The 24,527-nt window shown below is 71.2% G+C and carries 20 protein-coding genes; 4 read left to right on the top strand and 16 right to left on the bottom strand.

All coding sequences use genetic code 11. The features are described from left to right. The first annotated feature begins 12 nt into the window (after positions 1 to 12). Positions 13 to 1,833, top strand: coding sequence for a YncE family protein (locus tag CO540_RS00340; protein WP_172967766.1), 1,821 nt, complete (start codon positions 13 to 15; stop codon positions 1,831 to 1,833). A gap of 59 nt (positions 1,834 to 1,892) precedes the next feature. Here CO540_RS00340 and CO540_RS00335 read toward each other — a convergent pair whose 3' ends face one another. Genes CO540_RS00335 through CO540_RS00320 form a run of 4 tightly spaced genes read right to left on the bottom strand, consistent with a single transcriptional unit; the run spans position 1,893 to position 5,423 of the window. Further along, entirely contained in the window at positions 1,893 to 2,627 is a 735-nt protein-coding gene (locus tag CO540_RS00335) for an amidohydrolase family protein (protein ID WP_099160295.1), read from the bottom strand. Beyond that, positions 2,624 to 3,361, bottom strand: a complete 738-nt coding sequence (locus CO540_RS00330; RefSeq protein WP_216642316.1) for an amidohydrolase — start codon at positions 3,359 to 3,361, stop codon at positions 2,624 to 2,626. Before CO540_RS00330 ends, CO540_RS00335 begins: the two co-directional genes overlap by 4 nt. Continuing rightward, complete coding sequence (locus tag CO540_RS00325) at positions 3,358 to 4,254, bottom strand: dihydrodipicolinate synthase family protein (protein WP_157779029.1); 897 nt, start codon at positions 4,252 to 4,254, stop codon at positions 3,358 to 3,360. The genes CO540_RS00330 and CO540_RS00325 overlap by 4 nt, the downstream gene beginning before the upstream one ends. Continuing rightward, the gene (locus CO540_RS00320; RefSeq protein ID WP_099160292.1) at positions 4,251 to 5,423 is read right to left on the bottom strand and encodes a DegT/DnrJ/EryC1/StrS aminotransferase family protein; all 1,173 of its coding nucleotides are present in this window, start codon (positions 5,421 to 5,423) and stop codon (positions 4,251 to 4,253) included. Before CO540_RS00320 ends, CO540_RS00325 begins: the two co-directional genes overlap by 4 nt. Before the next feature lie 82 nt (positions 5,424 to 5,505). On the opposite strand from CO540_RS00320, the gene CO540_RS00315 reads away from it, so the two are divergent. Then, positions 5,506 to 6,726 carry a hypothetical protein gene (locus CO540_RS00315; RefSeq protein WP_098746590.1) on the top strand — a complete coding sequence of 407 codons (1,221 nt, stop codon included), beginning with the start codon at positions 5,506 to 5,508 and terminating at the stop codon, positions 6,724 to 6,726. A 47-nt stretch (positions 6,727 to 6,773) separates the two neighbouring features. Here CO540_RS00315 and CO540_RS00310 read toward each other — a convergent pair whose 3' ends face one another. The 11 genes from CO540_RS00310 to CO540_RS00260 form a co-directional block, all read right to left on the bottom strand. Then, entirely contained in the window at positions 6,774 to 7,829 is a 1,056-nt protein-coding gene (locus CO540_RS00310; protein ID WP_216642315.1) for a dihydrodipicolinate synthase family protein, read from the bottom strand. 8 nt (positions 7,830 to 7,837) lie between these two features. Further along, positions 7,838 to 8,854: an NAD(P)-dependent oxidoreductase gene (locus tag CO540_RS00305; RefSeq protein WP_099160290.1), complete on the bottom strand. Its 1,017-nt coding sequence runs from the start codon at positions 8,852 to 8,854 to the stop codon at positions 7,838 to 7,840. A 91-nt stretch (positions 8,855 to 8,945) separates the two neighbouring features. After that, entirely contained in the window at positions 8,946 to 9,836 is an 891-nt protein-coding gene (locus tag CO540_RS00300; protein ID WP_098746595.1) for a Gfo/Idh/MocA family protein, read from the bottom strand. Positions 9,837 to 9,879: 43 nt separating this feature from the next. Next, positions 9,880 to 10,887: a hydroxyacid dehydrogenase gene (locus tag CO540_RS00295; RefSeq protein WP_099160288.1), complete on the bottom strand. Its 1,008-nt coding sequence runs from the start codon at positions 10,885 to 10,887 to the stop codon at positions 9,880 to 9,882. Beyond that, positions 10,884 to 11,783, bottom strand: coding sequence for a carbohydrate ABC transporter permease (locus tag CO540_RS00290; protein WP_099160286.1), 900 nt, complete (start codon positions 11,781 to 11,783; stop codon positions 10,884 to 10,886). Before CO540_RS00290 ends, CO540_RS00295 begins: the two co-directional genes overlap by 4 nt. Beyond that, positions 11,780 to 12,679 (bottom strand): carbohydrate ABC transporter permease, encoded by a 900-nt coding sequence (locus CO540_RS00285; protein ID WP_099160285.1) that lies wholly within the window; start codon positions 12,677 to 12,679, stop codon positions 11,780 to 11,782. The genes CO540_RS00290 and CO540_RS00285 overlap by 4 nt, the downstream gene beginning before the upstream one ends. Before the next feature lie 64 nt (positions 12,680 to 12,743). Further along, positions 12,744 to 13,985, bottom strand: a complete 1,242-nt coding sequence (locus CO540_RS00280) for a sugar ABC transporter substrate-binding protein (protein ID WP_099160283.1) — start codon at positions 13,983 to 13,985, stop codon at positions 12,744 to 12,746. A gap of 139 nt (positions 13,986 to 14,124) precedes the next feature. Next, positions 14,125 to 15,960, bottom strand: a complete 1,836-nt coding sequence (locus CO540_RS00275; RefSeq protein WP_099160281.1) for a hypothetical protein — start codon at positions 15,958 to 15,960, stop codon at positions 14,125 to 14,127. A gap of 581 nt (positions 15,961 to 16,541) precedes the next feature. After that, positions 16,542 to 16,937 carry a hypothetical protein gene (locus CO540_RS00270; protein WP_098746605.1) on the bottom strand — a complete coding sequence of 132 codons (396 nt, stop codon included), beginning with the start codon at positions 16,935 to 16,937 and terminating at the stop codon, positions 16,542 to 16,544. 30 nt (positions 16,938 to 16,967) lie between these two features. Continuing rightward, complete coding sequence (locus tag CO540_RS00265) at positions 16,968 to 18,977, bottom strand: hypothetical protein (protein WP_099160279.1); 2,010 nt, start codon at positions 18,975 to 18,977, stop codon at positions 16,968 to 16,970. 185 nt (positions 18,978 to 19,162) lie between these two features. Beyond that, positions 19,163 to 19,783 carry an ABATE domain-containing protein gene (locus tag CO540_RS00260; protein ID WP_099160277.1) on the bottom strand — a complete coding sequence of 207 codons (621 nt, stop codon included), beginning with the start codon at positions 19,781 to 19,783 and terminating at the stop codon, positions 19,163 to 19,165. Between the two features lie 88 nt (positions 19,784 to 19,871). Between CO540_RS00260 and CO540_RS00255 the strand changes: the two genes are divergently transcribed. Then, positions 19,872 to 21,107: an MFS transporter gene (locus CO540_RS00255; RefSeq protein ID WP_099160275.1), complete on the top strand. Its 1,236-nt coding sequence runs from the start codon at positions 19,872 to 19,874 to the stop codon at positions 21,105 to 21,107. 259 nt (positions 21,108 to 21,366) lie between these two features. Here the strand turns inward: CO540_RS00255 and CO540_RS00250 are convergent, their stop codons facing one another. Further along, a complete protein-coding gene (locus CO540_RS00250) occupies positions 21,367 to 22,587 on the bottom strand; it encodes a peptide synthetase (RefSeq protein ID WP_157779028.1) in 1,221 nt (406 codons plus the stop codon). A 411-nt stretch (positions 22,588 to 22,998) separates the two neighbouring features. On the opposite strand from CO540_RS00250, the gene CO540_RS00245 reads away from it, so the two are divergent. Next, positions 22,999 to 24,348: an alpha/beta hydrolase gene (locus CO540_RS00245; RefSeq protein ID WP_216642314.1), complete on the top strand. Its 1,350-nt coding sequence runs from the start codon at positions 22,999 to 23,001 to the stop codon at positions 24,346 to 24,348. The last annotated feature ends 179 nt before the right edge of the window (positions 24,349 to 24,527 follow it).

The following is a 24,527-nucleotide window of genomic DNA, read 5'->3' as shown; positions in this document are numbered from 1 at the left end:
TTGACCGCCGCCGTGCGCGGGGCCGCCGTCATCGGCGACAGCGTCTTCATCACCTCACGGTTCAACACGCCGGAGGGCCGGATGCGGCTCGGCGAGTTCGACGTGCACACCGGCGAGCAGCGGAGGATCGCGGACCTGGCGATCCCGAGCAATGGCGGGCAGAAGCTCGCCGCCGACGGTCGGTACATCTACATCGGTCCCGCCGGCAGCGCGGACGTGTACCGGTACGACCCGCAGACCGGCGACGTCGTCGCGTGGTCCCGGGCCGGTGCCGCCACCACCTGGTACTACGACATGGTGGTGCACGGCGAGCACCTGTACATCGGCACGTACCCGGACTGCACGGTCAAGCGGATCCGGTTGGCCGACGCCACCGTCGAGACGTACGGTCGCATCTCGACCTCGCAGTACGCGGCGGCCGTCGCGGTCGACGACGAGTACGTCTACGGCGGTTCGGCCGCCCCCGGCACGCTGCTGATGTGGCCGAAGGGCGGCGGCGCGCCGACCAGCCTGACGTCGTACCTCAGCGCCTCACCGGTGGGGATCCTCGACCTGGTCGTCAGCGACGGGATGCTCCACGTCGCCTGCGGCCGGCAACTGATCTCCTTCCGCCGGGACGGCTCGCAGCGGGTGTCCCGGGACATTCCCGCCGAGGACCGCTACATCGACCAGCTCACCGTGGGCAGCGACGGCAAGGTGTACGCGTTGTGCCGGCTGACCACCAACCTGTACGAGGTCACCGCCGACGGCCTGACCAAGGTGGGCCGGCCCTTGGCCGACGTGGAGAACCAGCTGCTCGCTCCGCTGCCCGGCGGCGCGCTGCTCGGGGTGAGCGGGCTCGGCCACCTGTGGAGGGCGACGCCCGGCGGCACCGCCAGCGTGTGGCAGACCGCCGACCGGGGCTTCGGGTACCCGGAGACCATCCAGTCGATGATGCGGCACAGCCGGAACCGGATCTGGGTGGGCGGCCACTACGCGATGACCGTCCACCGGCCGAAGGCCGGCACCAGCGAGCGCTTCGACATCAACGGCGAGGTCAAGGCGATGGCCGAGGGCCGGCGCGGGGTGGTGTACGCCGGCCTCTACCCGAGCGCCCAGATCGTCGCGATCGATCCGGACAGCTACGAGATCACCCCGCTCGGACTGCTCGGCAACGAGCAGCTGCGCACCAAGCGGATCCACCACGACCGGGCACGCAACCAGCTCGTCGTGGCGTCCAGCCCGCAGACCACCAAACACACCGGCGCGCTCACCTTCATCGACCTGAGCGACAACACCTTCGACTCCCACCGGGAGTTCCTGCCCGAGCAGAGCGTGATGGACGTGGTGGTGCGGGGCACCACGGCCTACCTCGCCGGCGACACCTACGGCGAGGGCACCAGCGGCCCGATCCGCAAGGTGGCGCAGGTGGCGGCGGTGGACATCGTCACCCGGACCCTGCTGTGGCGGGAGGAGATCAAGCCGGACTGGCTGTCGTACGAGAGCCTGTTCGTCGTGGGCAACCTGCTCTACGCGATGGGCCGCCGTCCGCGCGGGGCCTGGTTCGCCTACGACCTGCACAGCCGGCAGATCGTGATGGAGGGCGACCTCGGCGGGTACGGCCAGTTCAACGGGATCGACGGCCGGGTCTTCTCCTGGGTGCACTGGACCAACGACATCTCCGAGCTGCCGACCGTTCCCGGCGGCGAGGTGACCACCCTGTACGACAACGTGCCGCGGGGCTGGTACAACAACCCGTCGTTCCACTTCACCCCGGACGGCAAGGCCACCTGGGGGATGCTCGGCAACGACCTGGCGCTGTTCCCACTGCCGGAGAAGAAGAGGAAGAAGTAGACGGCGGTCGTGGGGCCGTCCTTCCAGGTCGGGAGGGCGGCCCCACGCCGTGTCCGCGGTCAGCCGGTGACGTCGAGGCGGAACAGTTCGGCGGCGTTGCGCCAGGCGACCCGCTCGGCCAGCGCCGGCGGCAGGTCGGCGGCGAGCACCGCGCCGTACGCGGCGGCCGGGTCGATCAGGGTGGCGTCGGTGCCGAACAGCAGCCGTCCGGGGTCGACCGCAGCCGCGACGGCGGCGAAGCGGCCCGCCTCCGTGTGCGAGAAGCACGGTTCGAGCCAGAGCCGGTCCACCGCGTTCGCCGCCTCGACCGCGTGCCGCCAGCCGTTGGCGCCCATGTGCCCGGCGATGGCCCGTAGGCCGGGGATGTCCACACAGGCCTGGGCGAGCTCCAGCGGCGTGGCGTCCCAGGTGTGCACCAGGGCGGGCAGGTCGTGGGCGGCAACCAGCTCCAGCGCCGCCCGGGTCTGCGGAGAGCGCACCGGTGAGCCGGTGTAGTCGGTGTGGATCTTCACCCCGACGAACCGGCCGGTGGGCAGCAGCTCCCGCAGGTCGCGTTCGGCGTCGTCGAGCCGGCGCGGGTTGACCGTCAGGTAGCCCCGCAGCCGGTCGCTGTGCTCAAGCGTCCGCGCCATGGCCCGGTTTCCGGCGGTCACGTCGTAGATCACCGCCTCGGTGGCCGAGGCGATCGCGAGGTCGATGCCGTACCGGTCCATCACGGCGAGGTTGGTGGCCAGCGCGCCGACCTCCATGCTGAAGAACCACGGGCCCCAGTGGGCGTGCACGTCGATGATCATTCGGTCGGCTCCAGGATGCGGCGGGCGTTGCCGCCGGCCACGGCGGCCACCTCGGCCGGCGTGAGGCCACCCCGGGCCAGCCGGAGCCGGGGTACGACGGCCTCGTAGAACGGCGTACGGGAGCCGTAGAGCAGCCGGCCGATACCCACGTGCTCCGCGACGGTCTCTATCGCGTCCGGCGAGTTGAGCAGCCGGGTGGAGGTGTGGAAGCCCGGTTCGTCGCGGGCGGCGACGACGAAGTCGCCCAGGTGGTAGAAGTGCGTGTCGAGAAAGACCACGGTCGCCCCGCGAAGTGGACGCCAGAACCGGCGGACGTCGCCGCCGGTGAGGACGACCAGGCCGGCCGCGGCGGCTCGGCGGGCCACGTGCCGGACGGCCGGGAAGTCCGCCTCCACCCGCTGTTCGTCGGGGAAGAGCCGGATCGCGTGGACGCCCCGCTCAGCCAGCCGGTCCACCTCCCGCTCGGCCCCGAGCGGGTCACGCAGGTCGACCCCGCCGACTGGAAGCACGCGCGGGCCGGCGAGTGCGGCGCACTCGTCGTTGCCGGTGGGCACGTCGAACAGGGCCGCCCGCAGGTTGGCCACCGCCGCCCGGCCGATCCCGTTCGTGGTGAGCGCGTCAACCACCTGGCGCGGGTCACCGACCGGCCCCGGGCGGTCGGCGTACCGGCCGACGAGCACGTCGACGTCGAGTGTGACGGGCGGCAGGTCGCCGGCGGTGAACGGAGAGGTCACCGTGACCCCGCCACCGCGAGCACCCGCGCCCGGTCGTCCGCGGACAGGGCCGGCCCGTACCTGTCGTCGGCGTACGACTGCGGGATGCGTCCCTCGGCGGCGGCGATCCAGAGCATCCGGCGGACGTACCCCTCGATCGGTTCGGTGAAGGTCACCTCGGCGAGCCGGTCCAGGCGCGCCGAGGCGGTGACGAAGTCGGCGTACCGCCGCTCGGCGAAGGCCCGGAGCACGGCGGCGGTTACCGGCACCGCGGCGGCGGCGAGGCCGACGAGCGCGGCCTGCGCACCCCACATCAGCGACGGCCCGAACATCCGGTCCTCGCCGGTGACGGCGAGCCGGTCGGCGGCGTGGGCGGCGGCGAGCGCGGCCTGGCAGGCCATCGCGTCGTGCAACCGCGCCACCTTGACGCCGGCCACGCCGGGGTGGTCCAGCAGGTCCACGAGCCGCTCCGGTGGATAGGGCCGGACGTAGAGGTCGAAGGCGAGCATCGGCAGGCCGGCGGCCCGCCAGATGGCGTCGTGGTGGGCCGGCGCGTCACCGTCGACCGGGAAGACGAGCACCCCGGCGGCGCCGAGGGCGGCGGCGGCCGTCGCCTGGTCGGCGACATCGCCGGTCCGTTCCCCTGGCCGGCCGCCCACCCCGACGATCACCGGTACGCCGGTCGCGACGGCCCGCCGGACCACCCGGTCCCGGGTGGCGTCGTCGAGGAACGGGCCGCGACCGGTGTGGGCGAGCACCGCCAGGGCGTCGGCGCCGTCGGCGACCAGGCCCCGCAGGTAGCGGTCGAGGATCGCCCCGTCCGTCGCGCCGCCGCCGTCGACCGGGGTGGCGGTGGCCGCGATGAGGGTCCACCGCAGCCGGTCCCGCAGCGCGGCGGCGGCCGGGGCGATCACGCCGTCACCGCGGCCCGGACGGCGCGGGCGATCTCGTCGACGTGGTCGTCGGTGTAGCGCTCGTTCCAGTCGATCACCAGCAGGGTCTCGTCGATGAGCCGCTCGGCCACCGGGCAGGTGCCCGGCCCGTAGGTGGGTTTCCGATCGGCGGGCGGGACGGTGAGCGGGAAGCGGGAGGTGCCGTAGACCGGGGCGTCGGTGAGCGCGGGCGCGTGGTGCAGCGGCTGGTCGAGGTAGCCGGCGCGGGCCGGGATCCCGGCCGCGGCGAGCGTCGCGGCGACCTGACGGTTGGTCAGGGGTGGGTCCAGCACCACCGGGAAGAGCCACCAGGCGTGCGCGTCGACGTCGGCGGGCAGGCGTACGCCGGGCAGGTCGGCCAGGGCGGCGTGCAGCCGGGCGGCGGTGCGGCGGCGGTCGGCGAGCACGCCGGGCAGCTTGGTGAGCTGGGCGCGGGCGACCGCGCCGGCCAGTTCGGTCATCCGGTAGTTCAGACCGAGGCCGACGTGCCGGCGGGCCTCGTCGCGCGGCCAGCCCTTGTCGGCGAAGAGCCGCATCCGCCGGGCCAGCGCCGGGTCGTCGGTGACCGCCAGGCCGCCGTCGCCGCAGGTGATGTGCTTCCACTGCTGGAGGCTGAAGCAGCCGACCGCGCCGGCGGTGCCGACCAGGGAGCCGTCCGGATAGGCCGCGAGCCAGGCCTGGGCGCAGTCCTCGATCAGTGCGACGCCGGCGGCGTCGGCCACCGCCCGCAGGTCGACCGCCGCGCCGAACAGGTGCACCGCGAGGATCGCCCGGGTACGGGGTCCGATCGCGGCGGCGACAGCGTCCGGATCCAGGTTCCCGGTGTACGGGTCGACGTCGGCGAAGACCGGCACGGCGTTCTGCGCCAGGATCGGTGCGACGGTGCCGAAGTCGCTGATCGGAGACGTGATGATCTCGTCGCCCGGGTCGGGCGCGACGGCGGCGACCGCACAGTGCAGGGCCGCCGTCCCCGAACTGGTGGCCACGGCGTGGGAGACTCCATGCCGGTCGGCCATCTCGCGTTCCAGGGCCCGGACCTCGGTGCCCCACACGGAGCTCAGCATCCCCGAGTGGAGCACCCGGGCGACGGCGTCCAGTTCCTCGGCGCCGAGGGTCCGGCCACCGGCATCCGCCATGCTGGGAAACGACACGTACCCTCCCGACTTCCGGAAATACCGGGCCTGACCGTAATCTTGAGCTACGGAACATGCAACCCTTCGACCGGAGGCAGCCGTGACCATCGAGATAGGGGTCGTCGGGCCGCACGACCTTGTCGACGACGTGGCGGCCGTCTGCGAAGAGCAGCCCGGCGTCACCGCGCGGCGGCTGCACTACGACCACGAGTCGCAGACCCCGGCACTCGTCGACGCGCACGCGACACAGGTCGACGCGTGGCTGTTCACCGGTGTGGTGCCGTACACCCTGGCCCGGGACGCCAACGCGCTGACCCGGCCGGCGGGTTTCGTCGACTACACCGGAGCGACACTGCTCCAGGCCACCGTGCGACTGCTGCGCGACGGGCACGACGTCACCCGGATCTCCATCGACACGATCACCGGCGCGGACATCGCGACGACGTTCACCGAGGCCGGACTGCCGGTCGACCGGGTCCGCACCCTGCCGTACCGGGGCAGCCTCAGCTCCGACGACGTGGTGGCCTTCCACCGGCGGCAGCACAGCTCCGGCGCCCAGGTGGCGGTCACCTGCATCAGGTCGGTCTACGAGGCACTGCGGCACGAGATGCCGACGTTCCGGCTCGCCCCGTCGATCCACTCGGTGCGCACCGCGCTGCGCCAGGTGCTGCTGTCGGTCAACAGCCAGGCCCAGGAGGACGCACAGATCGCCCTCGGCCTGGCCAGGCTCCCGGACGGTGACGACGGCCTGCTCAAGGAGGTCGCCACGCTCGGCGGGACGCTTGCCCGGTTCGCTCCCGACACGTACCTGATCGTCACCACCCGCGGTCCGCTGCACGACGCGACCGGCGGCTTCACCGCGCTGCCGATGCTGCGTCGCCTGGCCGAGCGGCACGGCACCGTCCAGATCGGCTTCGGGCTGGGGCGCAGCGCCGCGGAGGCGGAGAACCTGGCGCGCCGGGCGTTGAGCCGGGCCCGTCGGGTCGGGTCGACGACCGCGGTGCTGTCGCTGCGCGGCGAGACCGACATCGTGCTGGAGTCGACCAGCCCGACCCCGCCACCGGCGGAGGCGAACCTGGCCGTCATCGCCCAGCGGGTCGGCCTGTCGGTACCCACCCTGCTGCGCCTGCGCGAGGTCCGCGCCGCGGCCGGCGACGAGCCGCTGACCAGCCGCGAGGTCGCCGCGCAGCTCCACATCCAGCAGCGCACCGCCCGCCGCATGCTGCACCGCCTGGAACTGGCCGGCCTGGCCGAGCGCCTGGGCAACCTCGCCTCCGGCAGCAGCGGCCGTCCGCTGACGCTCTACCGGCTGACGGTGTGACCCCGACCCGGTCCGTGCCCCGTGGCACGGACCGGGGTGAGCGGGGATCAGGCCAGCCAGGTGTCGAGATGCTCGGCGACGAACGCGTCGTCGCGCAGGTGCGGGTAGGCGGCGTGGACGCGGTCCAGCTCGGCGAGCTGCCCGGGCGACAGCTCCTCGGCCGGGTCCAGGCACCAGCGGCCGGCCAGCAGGCCCTGGCGGCGCAGCACCTCGTGGATCCCGGGGATGCAGCCGTGGTAGCCGTTCGCGGCGTCGAAGATGGCGGCGTTGGCGTCGGTCAGGTGACCGTCGAGGGTGAGCAGCCGGCGCAGCGCGATGTCGTCACCGCCGCGCGCGCCACGGGCGTCCTCCAGCAGGCCCACGGCGGTACGCGCCCACACCGCCCACTGGCCGAGCAGTCCGCCGACGAACTCGACCTCGACCGGCCGCCCGTCGACAGTGATCCGGTGCGGGGCCACCAGGTCGGCCAGGATGTGGTCGTCGTTGCCCGTGTAGAGCGCCAGGTCGCCGGTGCGCCCGGCAGCGCAGACGCCGTGCAGCACGTCGAGGGTGCGGTAGCGGTCGAAGGGCGCGACCTTTATCCCGACCACCGACTCCAACGCGGCCAGCCGGGCCCAGAACTCACGGGACAGGTGCCGGCCACCGACGGCGGGCTGGAGGTAGAAGCCGATCACCGGCAGCACCTCGCCGACCGCCCGGGCCCGCTCGATCAAGGCGTCCTCGTCCAGCGGCGCGTACGGCGACAGCAGCACCAGGTCGTAGCCGAGCGACGCGGCGAGTTCCGCCTCACGCACCGCCTGCGCGGTGTCTCCGCAGACGCCGGCGACCAGGATGGCCCCCGAGCCGGCGGCGGTCTCGGCGGCCAGCTCGAGCACCGGGGCGAGCAGCCCGACCGCCGGGTCGTGGATGGCGAACTGGGTGGTGTGCACGCCGACGGCGATGCCACCGGCACCGGAGGCGAGGTAGTAGCGGGTCAGGGCCCGCTGCCGGCGCTCGTCGAGCCGCCGGCCGGCGTCGAGGGCGAGCGGGTGTGCGGGGATGACGCAGCCCTGCTTGAATCGGGCCAGGGCCGTGGTCTGTCGGGTGTCCGGTGCGGTCAACACGGTCTCTCCTAGAAGTTGCCGTCGCGGCGCTGGAATCCGGTCGGCTTGCCGAGCAGGGGAAGCCCGTCGCCGACCCAGTCCGCCGTCAGCTCGATCAGCTCGGCGACCGGCACGTCCGGGTAGCCGAACAGCCGGTGGCAGAGCTGCGCGTTGGACAGCAGCGCAGTCGGCGCCTCGGTGCCGGTGAAGCGCGCCTCCCGCCCCAGCCGGTCGGCGAGCGCGGTGGCGACCTGACGGACCGAGACCAGCTCCGGGCCCGTCAGGTTCAACACGAGCGGCGGTGTCCGTGCGTGGTGCAGGGCACGCAGTGTCACCTCGTTGGCGTAGCCCTGCCAGACGATGTTGGCGTGCCCCATCGTCAGGTCGACGGGCTTGTCGGCCAGCACTGAGGAGGCGATGTCGACGAGGACGCCGTAGCGCATCTCGACGGCGTAGTTGAGCCGGATCAGCGCCAGCGGAGTGTCGTGGCGCTCGGAGAAGTGGGTGAGCACGCGTTCCCGGCCCAGGCAGGACATCGCGTACTCGCCGACCGGCTGCACCGGGGTCGCCTCGACGCAGCCGCCGGAGGTGACCGGCACCAGCGGGTAGACGTTGCCGGTGCTCAGCGCGACGATCCGCGAGCCGGCGAAGCGCTGCCCCACCCGGCCGGGAAGGTAGGCGTTCGTCGCCCAGGTGGCGTGTTCCCGGCCGCTGGTGCCGAACTTGGCACCGACCAGGAAGACCACGTTCGGCGCGTCGGGCAGGGCGGCCAGGGCGGCGTCGTCGGTGATGTCGGCCTCGACCACCACCGCGCCCTCGTCCCGCAGCGCGTCGGCGAGGCCGGCCTCGGAGAAGCGGGACACCGCGATCACCCGGGCGCCGGTGCCCGCCTCGGCGACGCCGCGCAGCGCCAGCCGGACCAGGCTCGGCCCCAACTTGCCGCCCGCACCGAGGATCAGCAGGTCACCGTCGATCTTGCGCAGGTCGTCCACCAGGACGCCGCGCGGCCGGGCCAGGCGCTCCTCCAGGTCCGCCACGGTACGCATACCACCACACCCTTCCGGATTAACGGTCATGACCGTAACTTCCGTCCCAGAGGGCGTCAAGGTGTCGCGGCGACCGGATCGGCCGCGGCGGTCAGGTCAGGTCGCGGGCCGCGGCGAGGATCTCCAGCACCGCCCGGGTCTGCTCCCACGGCACCGGGGCCGGCGCGCCGGCCACCATGTCCAGGAAGGCGTCCACCGTGGCCCGGTAGCCCAGCTCGTCGGCGCCGCCGCGCAGCGCCACCCGCCGTTCCCCGGCGGCGGTGTACACCGTCACCTCGTACGACTCGCCTTGGCTCACCCCGAGCACCTCGACCGTTCCGGGCACGCCGTCGTCCCACTGCACGGTCAGCAGGCCGGTGTCCTCGGAGCGCAGGCCGTGGTGCCGGCGTACGGTCGCGGCCGCCCCGACCAGCCGGACCGCCGGCCCGAGCAGCGCGACAAGCAGCTCGACTCCGTGCAGGCCCATCATGACCAGGGTGCCGCCGCCCACGCCGGGATCGTCCTGCCAAGGGTTGTAGCCGGTGGCCCAGAGGCCGACGTCGTGCCGGACGGTGACCCGTACCGCGAGCACCTCCTCGCGCGCCACGTCGAACGCGGCGAACGCCGGGGCGAACCGCAGCACCGAGGAGGTGAGCACCAGCTCGGGTGCCCGGCGGACCACCGGTTCCAGCCGGTCCAACTGGTCGCGGGTGGCCGCGGCCGGCTTGTTGACGAAGCACGGCAGCTTCCGGTCGAGGATCCGCGCCAGCGCCTCCGGCACCCCCGAGGTGGGCACGGTGAGCACCACCCCGTCCGGGGCGGTGGCCAGCAGCGCGGTCAGGTCCGGCACCACGACGGCGTCGGGCTGTTCGGCCCGGAACCGCTCCAGCCGCTGCGGATCCGGCTCCCACACCACCAGCTCGGGAGCTGCCGCGCCGGCACGCAGAGTTCGGGCGTCGGTGTACGGGTGACTGGTGGCGAGTCCGGCGATGGCGATGCGCATGACCGCAGAGGCTACTTCTCCCCCTGGCCCGTCGCGACGCAGGTCAGCCGGTGGTGTCGAGCAGTTCCACTGTCACTTCGTGGCGCAGTGGCTCGCCGCGCAGGAACCGGTCGATCTCGGCGCACACGATCGCGGCGGCCCGCCGCCGCGACTGCACGGTCCCGGCTGACTCGTGCGGTGTCAGCAGGACGTTCGGTAGCGCGCGGAGCGGGTGGCCGGTGGGCAACGGCTCGGCGTCGAAGACGTCCAGCGCGGCATCCAGCCGTCCGCCGCGCAGCGCCGCCAGCAGCGCTGTCTCGTCCACCAACGCCGCCCGTGCGGTGTTGACCAGGAGGGCGCCGTCGGGCATCAGGGCGAGCTCCCGGGCGGAGATCATACCGGTCGTCTCCGGCAGCACCGGGGCGTGCAGCGATACCACCAGTGACCGGGTGAGCAGGTCGTCCAGGTCGACCCGCTCGACGCCGAGGGCGGCGGCCTCGCCGACGTCCAGGTACGGGTCGGCGACCAGCACCCGCGCGCCGAGCGCCCGGACCAGCGCCAGGTACGCCCGGCCGGTACGGGACGCGCCGACCACCCCGACCGTGGCGCCGCGCAACTCGCGCCGGGGCGGGGCCGCCTTGGCCGTCGCCCAGTCGACCCCGGTACGCATCGCGTGGTCGAAGCGGTGCAGCCGGTGCAGCAGCGCCAGGGTCAGGGCGAGCGCCTGCTCCCCCACCGCGTACGCCATGGCGTCGCCGGCCTGGGTGACGCGCACGCCAGCGGCGAAGCTGGCCGGCGTGACGAACGGCTTCACGCTGGCCCCGGTGTGTGCGAGCAGCCGCAGCCGGGGCGCGGCGGCCAGCACCCGGGCGGTCAGCGGCGCGGTGTCCCAGCCGGTGACCACCACGTCGGCGTCGGCGAGCAGCCGGGCCAGGACGTCCTCGTCGCCGACGTCGTCCCCGGCGGGCAGCCGCACCTCGCCCAGCCGGCGCAGCGCCGCCCACGCGTCGGCGTCGAAGAAGAGGGATCGGACCCCTGGGGTCACCGCCACCGCGACGATCGGCCCACTCATCCCTTGATGCCCGTGCTCGCGACGCCCTCCTGGAAGTAGCGCTGGCCGATCAGGTACGCCATGAAGATCGGCACGAACGCCACCACCGAACCGGCGAGCAGCATGTTCAACGCCACGTTCTCCTGCTGGAGGGAGGCGATGCCGGTGGTGAGGGTGCGCATGTCCAGGCTCTGCCCGACGATCAGCGGCCAGAGGAAGTCGTTCCAGTGCCAGAGGAAGACGAACACGCCGAGCGTGGCCAGGATCGGCTTGATCAGCGGCAGCACGATCGACACGTAGACCCGCCACTCGGAGCAGCCGTCGAGCCGGGCGGCCTCGAACAGCGAGTCCGGCAGCGAGGCGATGAACTGTCGCATGAGGAACACCGCCTGCGCGTTGGCCAGCGTCGGCACGATCATGCCCCAGTAGGTGTCCACGCCGCCCAGCTCGGAGATGATGATGAAGGTCGGGATCATCGTGACGTGGTACGGCACCATCAGCATCGCCAGGAACGACCAGAACATCGCCTCCTTGCCGGGGAAGCGGCGCTTGGCGAAGGCGTATCCGGCCATCGAGGCGAACAGCAGCACCCCGACCACCGACACGACCGAGTAGACGATGGTGTTCCACATCCACCGCAGCACGCTCTTGGCGCCGATCACCTGGTCGTACGCCTCGGTGGAGAACGGCCACGGCAGCAGGCTGTCCGGGAAGGTCACCGGGCCGGTCGGTTTGAACGACAGCACGACCATCGCGTAGAAGGGGAACAGCGTGATCGCGGCGCCGACGAGCAGCAGCAGGCTGCGACCGACGAGCCAGCGCCGGCTGGTCCGGCCGACCCGGTAGGGCCGGCGCGGCCGATCCAGGGCGGGCGTCGGTTCGGCCACGGCGGGCGTGGCCGCCAGGGTGTCGGTCATTCTTCCCTCCCGAGGGTCAGCCGCTGCACCAGCGCGACCACGATCGTCATCACGAACAGCGCGACGCCGATGGCGCTGGCGTAACCCAGATCGAAGTACTTGAAGCCCTGGTCGTAGAGCAGGTAGACGAGGCTGTAGCTGGCGCGCACCGGGCCGCCGCCGGTCATCACGTAGATCATGTCGAAGACCTGGACCGCCACCGTGGTCTCGATGACGGCCACGAAGAACAGCGCCGGGCGCAGCTGCGGCAGCGTGACGTAGCGGAAGCGCTGCCAGGCCGATGCGCCGTCGGTCAGCGCCGCCTCCTCGAGTTCGGCGGGGATCTCCTGGAGCCGGGCGAGCAGGATGAGCATGCCGTAGCCGAAGCGGGACCAGACCGCGACCAGCACCAGCGCCGGGATCACCAGCACGCTGTCGGCCAGCCAGGACTGTGCCGGCAGGCCGAGCGCGCCCATCGTCCGCGACCACGGGCCGCCGTCGCCGAAGACCCAGCTGAACACCACCCCGGCGAGGACCAGGCTGGTCACCACCGGCAGGAAGAACACCGACCGGAAGACCTTCGCGCCGCGGAAGGCCCGCCGGGTCAACAGCGCCATGCCGAGCGAGGCCAGCATCGACAGCGGTACCGACAGCGCGGTGAAGATGACCGTCACCCGCAGCGCCGACCAGAACGTCGGATCGTCGGCGAGGCGCCGGAAGTTCTCCACGCCGACGAAGGAGGTGTCACCGCCGATCGTGTAGTCGGTGAAACCCAGGACCACCCCGGCGATCGCCGGTCCGAAGCGGAACAGGGCGAACAGCACCAGGAACGGCAGGACGAACAGCAACGCCGTCCCGGCCTCCCGGGCGGACGGGCGGCGGACGCGCCGACGGCGGATCGTCGGTAGTGCAACCATCTGACAACCTTTCCGGCGGCCCGCGGTGGACGGTGTGCGCCGTCCACCGCGAGCCCTGTCCGAGCTAGCCGAGCAGCGGGTCGGCGGCCTTGGCCGCGTCGTCGAGGGCCTGCTCGACCGACTTCTTGCCGAGCAGCGCGGCCTGGATCTCCGGGGCGAGCACGCCCTGGACGTCGCGGGCCTTCTCGTTCAGCGGGCCGACGGTGCTGACGGCGACCTGCTTCTCCTGCTCACCGAGGACAGGGTCGTCGGCGTAGAGCGCGCCGACGGACTTCTTGGCCGAGAAGAAGCTGGCCGCGAGGTCGTACTTCTTGGAGTTCTCGGCGTTCGAGGCGAACGCGATCCACTTGCCGGCGGCCTGCTTGGCGTCGGAGTTCTTCAGCATCGACAGCGAGCCGACGGTGCCGTAGCCGATCTGCTTGGTCTCGGTGAAGTGCGGCAGCGCCTGCATGTTCTCCTTGCCCCAGAACTTCTCGATCTCGGCCGGCAGCACGTGCCAGACGCAACCGACCTTGTTCTGGGCGATGCGGGTCTGCTCGATCGGGGGGAACGAGGTGAGGAGGTTCTTGTCGACGAAGCCACCGTCGACGAGCTGCTTGACGAAGCTCAGCGCCTTGCGGCCCTCGGGGCCGTTGAAGGCCACCGACTTACCGTCCGGGCTGAACACGTCGCCGCCGGCCTGCCACAGCAGCGGGTAGAAGGTCTGGTTGAGCGTGTGCTTGACGTCGCCGCCGTACGCGGCCACGTCGTAGCCCTTGGCCTTGAACGCCGGCGCCATGGCCAGCAGGTCGTTCCAGGTCTTCGGGTAGGTGGTCTGACCGACGGCGGCGAAGACCTTCTTGTTGCACAGCGGGGTGACGGCGCTGGTCAGCACCGGGGCGCCCATCATCTTGCCGTCGATCGTGACGGAGTTGACCACGTTGGGCAGGTAGTCGGCTCTGGCGGCGTCGTCGAGGTACTTGTCGACCGGCTCGATGTTGCGGACGTACTTGGGCAGCTGGTCCGGGATGAGGTAGACGACGTCCGGCCCCTTGTTCCCGGCGATGGCCGTGGCCAGCGCCTGGTCGCGGTTGGCCCAGGGGAAGATTTCGGTCTTGACCTCGATGTCCGGGTTCTCCGCCTGGAAGGCCTTGGCGGTCTCCTCCCAGTAGGCGCGGTGCTTGGCCTCGTCGAAGATCACCGGGTAGATCCACATCGTAACGGTCTTCTTGCCGGAGTCACCGGAGCCGGAACCACCACAAGCCGTGGCCGCGAGCGCGGCGACGAGCGCCACCGCCACGGCCGACAGGCTCTTGCGAACACGCATCTCGCATCCTTCCAGGGGAGGTCAGGTGGGCAGTACAGTAACTTACGGTCCGGGCCGATACTAGAGTCGAGAAGGATCGAGATCACATCATGACTGCTGGTAAGCCAGGCGAGTCAAATCGAACCTGCCCGTAATGCCGTCAGCGCAGATCGACGCGGATCAGGTCGGTGCCCCGGGTGGTGAACAGCGTCCGCACGCCGTCGGTGACCACCTCCGGAGCGCCGAACCAGGACTGCGCAAGCCCGTCGGCCAGCACGGTCAGTGCCGGTTCGCGGCGGCCCACCCGCACCGACCACAACCGGCCGCCGTCGGTGCCGAAGACCCGCTCGTCGATGACCGCCAGCTTGCCTCCGACCGGGCCGACGTCCACGCGCCACAACACCGAGCGGGTACGTGGGTCCAGCGCGAACAGCTCACCGTCGCGGGTCACCCCGACCAGCACCCGCCCGATCAGCTTCAGGTCCACGATTACCCCGCCGTCGGTTGGCTCGACGAGCCAGGCCAGCTTCCGGGCGCGGTGGTCGAAGTAGCCGAGCTTGGCGCGTGTCGTGGTCGGGGTGGTGCCGTAGCCGTTGATGACGCTGCCGCCGAGGAACACGCCGTGCGGATCCGGGCACAGCGACTGGACGGTCTGGTCCGGCAGGATGCCCCGCCAGGTGTGCGACCGCCGTCCGTCGAAGATGGTGAGCGCGCCCTCCCACCGGCCGTAGTCCGGTTCGGTGGACATCAGCACCACGCCGCGGCGCCGGTCGACGACCAGCGACGTGGGCCGGGTCTGCTCCTCGGCGGGGTCGACCCGGGCCACCTCGGTGGCCACCCGGTCACCATTCCGCAGGGTCAGGTGGCGGGCCAGCGTGTAGACGCCCATGTGGGTCACACCCCGCCAGTGGTCCATGTCCTTGGCCTCGCCACCGAAGGGCACCCGGTAGGTCTCGAACGCGGGCGTGGGCTGGGTGGAGACGACCTGGACGCCGAGCGTGCCGCCGACCACGATCCGGTCGCCGGCGTGGCAGAGCGACATCGGGCGCTCCGGCGTGGGCGCCAGGTTCGGCGAACTCATGTCCAGCGCCTCGGTGGTGCGGGAGTCCAGGTCGTAGAGGATGCCGCCGGCACCCTGCACCGCCCAGAGCCGGCCGTCGTCCAGGAAGCCGATGCGTACGTTGGACGCCTCGGCCACCGGCACACCGACCAGCGTGGGCGAGGTGTCGCCCAACGTGAAGCGGTACAGCGACCCGCTGGGCCGGGTGGTGTAGAAGACCTCGTCGCCCCGGCTGGTGATGCCGACGACGAACGAGTCGTTCGGCGTGCCGAGGATCTGGTACCGGCTGTGGTCGCGGGTGTCGACGACCAGGATCTCGGCGGTGGGCGAGATGCCGACCACGAGGTGGTCACCCACCAGGTGACAGACCGCGCCGAAGGTCCGCCCCCGCAGCTCGGCCGGAAGGATGTCGGTGCGCGTGCCGGTGTCCCGGTCGTAGGCGACGAGGCCGGCGCGGGAGCCGATGCCGCAGTACACCGTCGTCTCCGTCGCGACCAGGTCGCGGACGTAGGTGTCGTCGGGATCCATCCGCCCGTGGTCGGTGGCGTGCCCGGTGGCCGGGTCGTACTCCCAGATCCGGGCCGAGGGGTACGTGCCGACGAAGACCCTGCCGTCCGGCGACGCCTTGACGCTCCAGCCGACCTCCTGGTCGAGGTCGAGCACCTGCGTGACCGCGAGGGTCACGGTGTCCACCTTGAACAGCAGACCCGGGGTGTACGAGCTGACGAACAGGTCGGTGCCGACCGCGTCGATTCCCCACAAGCCGGGCACCCCAGGGATCAGCGCGGTCTTGGTGATCCGGCGTTCGGTCAGGTCGTACGCGGCGACCCGGGTGGGCATGATCTGCCGGGTCGCGAACCAGATCTCGTTGCCGACGCGGAGACCGTTGCCGAAGTTCAGCACCCGGGAGGCAGGTCCGAGGTCGGTGATCACCACGTCGGACGGCTCGGGCGCACCGGAACCCGGGGCGGCGTGGGCGGCTCGTGGAAATACGGCTCCTGCCGTTACCGCACCGAGACCGGCAAGCATCGCTCGCCGCGATACAACTTTCGACATGATGTGCCCCTTCAGCGCAGACAGTTGCAGGCCGGGCCATTTACGGTCAGGCCCGATACTGGCCTCGACCCTAAAGTTGGGCATCAGCCCCCGTCAACGGGCCGCCCGGACCGGATGTCACGCGGCGTCCACCACGTCCCGGCCCACGACCGGAGAGAGCTCCATCGCGGCCGGGCCGGACAATCCGTCACCGATCGACCCGCACACCCCGGCGGGGAGCTTCCTCGCCACGACAGCAGAGATCCCCGCCCAACGGGACGGGGATCACAAGCAACGTGCCCGGTGCTCGACGCAATCCGGTGCACGCTCATGTCGATGAGCGGGCGTCGGGTCGCTGTGGCACTGAAGTGAGTTCACCGGCAAATGGCCGTCGAGTACCGGCCTGGCCGCGCAGGTCTTGGAGGGCGACCGTACTGCCCCGCGATGTACGGACCTGCTGGCGGATGCCGGTTGTCGGCGGGCTACAGGTTGTTGATCCGGGCCAGCAGCTCTGCCTCGGTCAGGTTCTCCAGGACCGCGTCCTGCTTGCGGCCCAGGACCGCCAGCAGCTTCTCCTTCTCCAGCTTCTTGGCCGCCGCCGCCTTCGCCGCCTGCTCCTCCGCGAGGCGGACGGCGATGACGTGCTTGACGACCTCCAACTTGGCCTCCCAGATCGCCTTGGCCGGATTGGCCTCGGTGGCCACGAACGACTCGGTGTCGACGGCCTTGAGCTCGGCGTTGACCGCCTTGGCCACGTCGTCGAGGCTGAAGCCGGACTTGGCGGTCAGCGGAAGCTCCCACAACTGTTCGGTAGTCAGCTGTCCCTTGGCCGACGGATAGCGGAACTTCTCCCGCGTGGCCTTCTCGAAAACGGTCACGATGGTCTCTCTCCGATATCTGGTAGGGAATCAGAACTGGATGCCGATGAGGCGGCGTCGGCCGCCGGTCATGGTCACCTTGGCGACCACAGAGCTGCGGACCGTGGAGCTGAAGCCGAGACCGGACAGCTGATCCGGAGACGGCTCGCACTTGGTGCGGTCGCCGAGAACCTCGAACACCTTGCGGTGCGGTTGCAGGTCGCCGCGGAGGAACTCGTTGTAGATCCCGCGCGCCGGCTGGTCGTTCACGCACCCCTTCAGGATGAAGAAGTAGTGCCGGTTGCCGACCTCGTTGTCGTCGAAGTGGTTCGGCGAGTACATGATGGTGGACACCGGTACGAACTGTTCGGTGGTGATACCCCACACCTCCTTGCTCGCACTGCCCGACTGCACGTCTCTGCCCGGCCGGAAAGCGGTGATGACCCCGCCGGTGACCGTCATCCGGCCCACCTCGACGGTCTCCTTGTGGCCGACCGCGCGCTCGTGGCGGTAGTGCTCGATCTTGCCGTTGCTCTCGGTCTCGATCACGAAGCCGCCCTGGGCGCTGTCCCGCCTGCGGTACTGGTTCACCTCGATCCGGTACTCACCGTCGGGGACCCGGTCGGTCCAGGTGACGTTCTCCACCGGCTCACGGGAGAGCGTCCCGCCGGCGTTCATGTCGACGTCCAGCTTGTTGCGCTTCTCCTGGTACCAGATGTGGTCGCCGTTGGGCTCGAACACGTGCAGGTCGAGGTCGTCGTGGTTGAACCAGGACAGGCTCACCCGCAGTTTGCCGGTGACGTTGCCGCCGGCTCGCTTGACCTTCTCCCGGATCGAGTCGGTGACGTTGCCGCCGTACGACCAGGCGAAATCGTTGTCCCACTTGAACAATCGCGGAGCGGCCGGGTGCCGGCCGGTCGTGAGACTGACGAAGTGCGGCTCGTGGGCGTTGCCGACCCACAGGTCGATGCTGGTGGCGCCGGGCAGGATGTCCTTCATGAAGGAGACCACCGGAATCTCCTCCGGCTCCGCGTCCCGAAGGCGCGCACCTGTCGACCTCACGGTGGTCGCCTGCATGAGCAGCCCTGCGATGCCGTCCTTCATTCGCGGCTGCGTGTCGTTGTCGACCCACAGCACGTTGGTGACCGACACATCGGACAGCCGGGCGAACCGCCGCTGCAACGACTCCTCGATGCCCAACTCGTCAATGGTCTTCATGGCCGCCTTGACCATGGCCGGGGTGATCAACGCCGTGGGGCGCTGGTAGTTCTGCGGCGCCACCTTCGTCTCGAACGACCGGACGGCCTGCTCCAGGTCGACGCCCGCGGAGAGATCCTGAACGAGGGTGCCGATCACCGTGTTGCGGATGCGTGCCGCCGGGTTCATGGCGTTGGCGAAGACGAAGGCCCGTCCGTCGGTCGCCGTCGTCCACCGGCTCTGCAGCGACCGAAACTCGGTCACCGCCCGACGGTGCTCCGCGCCGCGGTAGAGGGCGTTGCCGTCGATCAGGTCGACGACGGTGTCCAGAGCGTGCGGGGCAAGCTCGGCCAGGCCACGCTGGAAGACCTGCACCGCGGCGTCGAAGTTGCCCTGTGCCGCGCCGACGTCCGCGACGCGATGCCGCTCCTCCACCCGGCCGTGCAGGTGGTGCCACGCCTCGACCTGGCCGTCGCGCAGCGTCCGGGTGGTCTTCGTCCCGTACTGCGCCTGAGTGGACCGGAAGACGGTGGACAACGGCAACGACAGAACGAACTCGTCCAGAGCGGCGGCAACGACGGAGAAGACCGGGTCGGATGCCGACACCCCGGACCAGACGGTACGGACCAGCCCGTCGTGGATCTCGACGACGGTGCCGAAGTGCTTGATGAAACCGCGGCACGTCGAGCAGTCGTACTCGGACCGCTCACGGAACCGCAGATTGGTGCCGGCGGGGAAGGAATCGAGGAACGTGAGCCAGAGTGAGTCCCGGTCGAGACCGTCGCCGACGACGTACAACTCGCCCCTGGACATGGTGGACAGACGCGAAGTCACATCCGTCACGAACTGCTGGAAATCGCCCACCGTTTCATCCCCCTTGATCGCCGGAGATCCTACGGAGCGGACACCGACCGGAGGAAACGCGTTTCCGACTCTCCGCACGGTCGTAGACGCCCTGCCGAAGGCCGTCGGGTGTCACTGGTTCACGCGCGTGCACCCGGTCGAGGTCGGCAGCCCGCCGCGACCCGCCGGATCGCGCCAGGCCGGGCTCAGCTCGTCGCGCGAGTGCGTCGCGCCGCGACGTAGCGGCGCATCTTCTCGGAGGTTCCGCAGTCGTCCATGCTGCACCAGCGGCGACTGCGGTTCTTGCTCTCGTCGTGGAAGAGGAAGCGACAGCCGCCGCATCCCTTGATCCGGTCCAGTGCGCCTGTGGTGAGGAGTTGGACCGCCGCGTGCACCACCGGCCGCAGCGGCCGGGCAAGTGTCTGGTCGTCTCGCCAGGTCCATCCGAACGTACGCCCTTGATCGAGTCGTGCGTGACCGAGCGCGTCCGCTTCGTCGTCTCGCAGACGGGCCAGCACGGACGTGTCCGGGCTGCGATCAGCGGCGACCGCCCGGAACACATCGTCGAGATCGTCGCGGATGCGCAGCGATCGGGCGAAGGCGGTCCGGGAGCCAGCCGGATCATCGTGTGACAGCCGGCGCAACACCTCCGCCTCCGGCTCGCTGAGCGCACCCGCGTACACGCTCCAGGCAAGGAGCTCGGGGTAGCCGGTCAGCACGTCGTCGTCCGGAGATCCGACGGGCGGACCGGAACGGGTGTTGATGAAGTCCAGCGCGAGATTGCCGCCTACCAGGCGCATCCGCGTCACGCCCTCGAGTGTTTCCATCGAAACTCACTTTACCAGTTGACCCGCATCGAAGGACGCCACTAGCATGTTTCCATCGTAAGCGCTTTTGCCGGAAACTGGGGGTCTGATGAAACGCGGACGGGCAGCGGGGGCGCTGATCGGCTTGTCCGGTGGGACGTTCCTCTACACCACCGCCGAGGCGCTGCCCATCGGGCTGCTGCTGCCGATGGCGGGGGACCTGGCCGTCTCGCCGCCGCAGGTGGGCATGCTCGTCACCGCCTACGGCGCGGTGGTGATGGTCGCCTCGGTCCCGTTGACGGCGCTGGTCCGCAGGGTCCCTCGCCGCCGGCTGCTGTCGGCGCTCCTGGCCGGCTTCGTCCTCAGCACCGCCGTCACGGCGCTGACGAGCACCTTCGCGCTGCTCCTGGTCGCCAGGATGGTCACCGCGACGACCCATGCGCTGTTCTGGGCCGTGGTGGTGCCGGCTGCGGCTGAGCTGTTCCGGCCCGCACTACGCGGGCGGGTCGTCGCGGTCGTGTTCGCCGGCGGCACCGTCGCGTTGGCCCTGGGCGTGCCCGCAGGCACCTGGCTGGGCGACCGCGCCGGGTGGCGCGCATCGTTCCTGGCGGTAGCTGGGCTCGGCGCGGTGGTGTTCGTCGTGGTGGCCGCGCTGCTGCCCTCGACGCGGCCGGAAGACGGACACGCCGCCCGAGGTGCGACGCCCGACGCCCGACGCTTCTGGCTGCTGGTGGCGATGGCCGTCCTGGCGACCGCCGGTGCCATTGCCGCCTACACCTACGTCGCCCTCTTCGTCACCGAGGTCAGCGGATTCTCCGCCGCGTCGGTCGGGGCCGTCCTGTTCGCACGTGGCATCGCCAGCGTGCTCGGCATCCTCGCCATCGGCGCGCTGCTGGACCGCAGCCCGTGGCTCGCTCTCCTCACGACCGTCGCACTGCAATCGTCAGCACTGCTCGGCCTGTACAGGTTCGGCCAACGGCCGTCGGTGTCCGTCGGCCTGATCGCTCTGGCCGGACTGGCATTCGCCGCGTTCACCGCGACGCTCGGCGGCCTCGTTCTCCAGGTGGCCCCCGGGCGCTCCGACCTCGCCGCCGCCACAGTCTCCGCCGCGGTCAACGTCGGCATCACCGCCGGCGCGTTCGTGGGCGGCCTGGCCCTGCCGAGCCACGGTGTGCGCGCTACGGTGCTGATCGGCGCCCTGCTCGGCGTAGCCGCCCTGGTGCTGGCCCTCGGCGAACGACTCATCCGGCCCGCGCGCCACCCCAGCCGCGGTGCGGACTCTCGTCACGCAAGCGCCGGTGGCGGCACATCCAGCTCCCCGGTCACCCTGCGGACCCGCGTCTAGACAGGGCCACCGGCACCGCCGCCGGGCGGGCCAGGGCGGTCCACGCCAGCGCGACCGCGATGCCCCCGGTCGCTCCGACAAACCCTTCCCCGATGGTTCAACCCCTGGGTCAGCAGTTGCTCCCGCAGGCCGGTACCGGAGATCGGACGCGCCGGTACCGGCGTGCGACGCCCGAGACCCACGTCGCCGTCGACCCGGCGGTCGACGAGGTCGCCACCTACCGCTCGGTCCGGCCGCGACCGGGTGCCGGGCGCAGAACCTAGCCTTCGGCTGCGGAACCTCCGAGTCGGGTGAGGCGGCCGGCGACGTCAGCGGGAAGACCCCTGGTGTCGCCGTGTGTCGTCAGTACGAGTCTCAGCGACCCGGCGTGCGTGACGACGCCGAGGATCCGCTCGTCGCGGACCTGCGTCGTCATCGTCGGTCCCCAGATCGCGACGGCGGAGGACGTGTCGGGCTCGGATGTCCCCAGATTGGTGATCTCCAGGTCGGCAGCCGTGGCGGCGAGCATCGCCGCCTCCGCCTCCGAGGCGTCGGCGGGGTTGAGCGAGCCCAGCATCAGTGCCGCATGCCGGGCACCGTCCCGCGCGACTCGCAGTTGCGCCGTCGCGTCCTTCGCGAGAGACCAGAGCGTGTTCTGCGCAGGTGCGCGCAGCACCACGCTCGTCGCCGTGAAGCGGTTCACCACGTCGTCCTCGAGGCCCAGCGCCGAGCGGAGATCGATGGGAACGTTGACGCGGATGCTCTCGGCCCCGGTGAGCGCGGCCAGCGCCTGCGCGGCGGCGGCACAGATCGCGCCCTGGACGGTCGACCCGTTGGCACGGGCGGTGGAGCGAAGATGTGCGGTCGTCGCGGGGTCGAGTTCGGCGATCTCGATGCTCGGTGCCGTGGCGTCGAACGGACGGATCGTGCCGACAGCCGGCTCCGCCGGAGGGCCCGGGATGTGATCGGTCGGCCGCTCCGTCCGGGGCAGACGTTCGAGCAGGCTCTCCTGGTCCAGGGGCGCCGGCCGGGCCGGGAGCGTCCGCCCGTCGAGGATCACGAGGAGGTCGTGCGCTGCGCGGAGCGCGCCGCGTCCGTCGGTGATCTGGTGGGAGAACGTCAGGACGACGGCGCTCCCCCGGTCGCCGGGTGCGCCGCCCACGAGCGTCGCGCGCGCCAGCGGGCTTCCGTCGGCGTCGACGGGACGGGCCTGCTCCTGCGCCGCCACGTCGCGCCAGCTTCCCCCAACGTGTCGGACCTCGATGGGTTCGGTCGACTTCCGGAAGGTCGGGCGGTCGCCGCTGCGGTCGATGCCGACGGCGAGCAGTGGGTGCGTCCGCTGCAGCTGCGCGAGCGCGCGCTCCAGTTGGTGTGCCGAGACGGGCGAGGCGAGTTCGACGACGAGCGAGAACTGTACGGGGTTGCGACCGATGTAGAGGTCGATGATGTGCTCGAACGCCCCCAGGGGACGCACGATCGGGTGTGCTGGAGAGTGGCGCATGTCTTCCTTCGTGTCGACGTGCCGATCGGTGGGCCGCGTTCGTTGCTCGGACTGCTCGGCCGGTGCCCCCGCCGCCGGCGGGCGACGGCGGCTCCGATGAGACACCCGGCCGTAGCGGCACACTCAACCCCGCCCGGGTGTGATCTGTTCGACGACGTCCGCAGACGCGGACCGACGTCTGCCGTGCCGCATTTGACTGTGCCCCGAGGGCACAGGTTCGCATGGGTGCCAACCCGCTGAACGTGGGTCGGACAGGAGATGCGAATGTCGCGAGGACGTGCAATGGCCCTGGTGGGGACGCTGGGACTGGTTGGGGCCCTGGTCTCGGTGATTCCGGCGACCGCCGGCGGGGCGCCGGCGGGACCGGCCGCGGCGGGTCCACGCTGGACCGCGTGCCCCAAGGACGTGGTGGTGCCCCCGACGGTTCAACTGCCGGTGCAGTGCGCGACGGTGCCGGTTCCGTTGGACTACCAGGACCCGGACGGCACCCAGATCGAGCTGATGGTGTCGCGGATCGCGAGCACGAAACCGGAGAAGCGACGCGGCGTGCTGATGTTCAACCCGGGCGGGCCGGGCGGCACCGGGCTCGACCAGCCGGCCTTCCTGGTCTCGAAGGGGCTGCCGACCGGCGTCACGGACGCCTACGACCTGATCGGCATGGACACCCGGGGCGTCGGGCACTCGTCGCCGGTGAGCTGCGGCTTCACCGCCGATGACGCCTACTGGGCAAACATCCCGCCGTACGCGCCGGACGACGCCGCGGTGGGCCGCCAGGCGGAAATCGCCGAGGACGTCGCCGAACGCTGTGCGGCCAACGACACCGAGGGCCGGCTGCGCCACCTCACGACCGCGAACATGGCCCGCGACCTGGACCGGATCCGCGCCGCGCTCGGCGAGAAGACGGCCAGCTTCTACGGGGCGTCCTACGGCTCGGCGCTCGGTGCCGCGTACACCTCGATGTTCCCGGCCACCACCGACCGGGTGGTGCTGGACAGCATCGTCGGCGACACCCACCTCGACCGGGCCGGACTGCGCCGGTTCGCGCTCGGCATGGAGCAGACGTTCCCCGACTTCGCGGCGTGGGCGGCGAAGCGGCACGAGTCCTACGGCCTCGGCCGCACCCCGCGGCAGGTACGCCGGACCTACCTCACGCTCGCCGAGCGGCTCGACGAGACGCCCGCCGCCGACGGGCTCACCGGTGCCGTCTTCCGGCAGATCACCTTCGGCTCCCTCTACAACCAGATCCAGTACCCGAGCCTCGCGCGGATCTGGCAGACCTACCTGAACCCCGGCGAGGCGCCGCGGGCGAAGGCGGCGACCGCCCCCAACCCGCAGGACAACGCGCTTACCGTGTTCCTCGCCGTCACCTGCAACGACGTCGCGTGGCCCGAGGACGTGGACACCTACCGGCGGGCCGTCGCGCAGGACCGCAAGCGGTTCCCGCTGTTCGGCGCGGCCAGCGCCAACATCACCCCCTGCGCCTTCTGGACGCACGAGCCGGCGCAGCCGCCGGTCGCGGTGGACGACGAGGGGCCACGCAACGTGCTGATCCTGCAGAACCGGCACGACCCGGTCACCCCGCTCGCCGGTGGCAGGCTGCTGCGGGAGAAGTTCGAGAAGCGCTCCCGGCTGGTCACCGTCGACGGGAGCGGGCACGGCGTCTACGTACTCGGTGGTAACGCCTGCGCGCTGAACCTCGCCACGTCGTACCTGGTGGATGGCACGATGCCGGCCGGCGACCGGACCTGCCGGCACGGCTGACGTCGGCCGTGCCCCTGGGGCACGGTGTGCAGTGGCAAACAGTACGGGATCCTGCATCTCCTCCGGCTGCTGCGGATCCGTCGCCTGGTGGACCTGGGCGTGTCGCTTGCGACATCGCCGTGGCGCGGGAATCGGTCGAGGGCGCGGAACAGACGTTCCGCGCCCTCGACGTCGAACTC

Source organism: Micromonospora sp. WMMA2032, assembly GCF_002688545.1.
GTDB lineage: Bacteria > Actinomycetota > Actinomycetes > Mycobacteriales > Micromonosporaceae > Micromonospora > Micromonospora sediminicola.
This window is presented reverse-complemented; position numbering and strand designations above follow the sequence as displayed.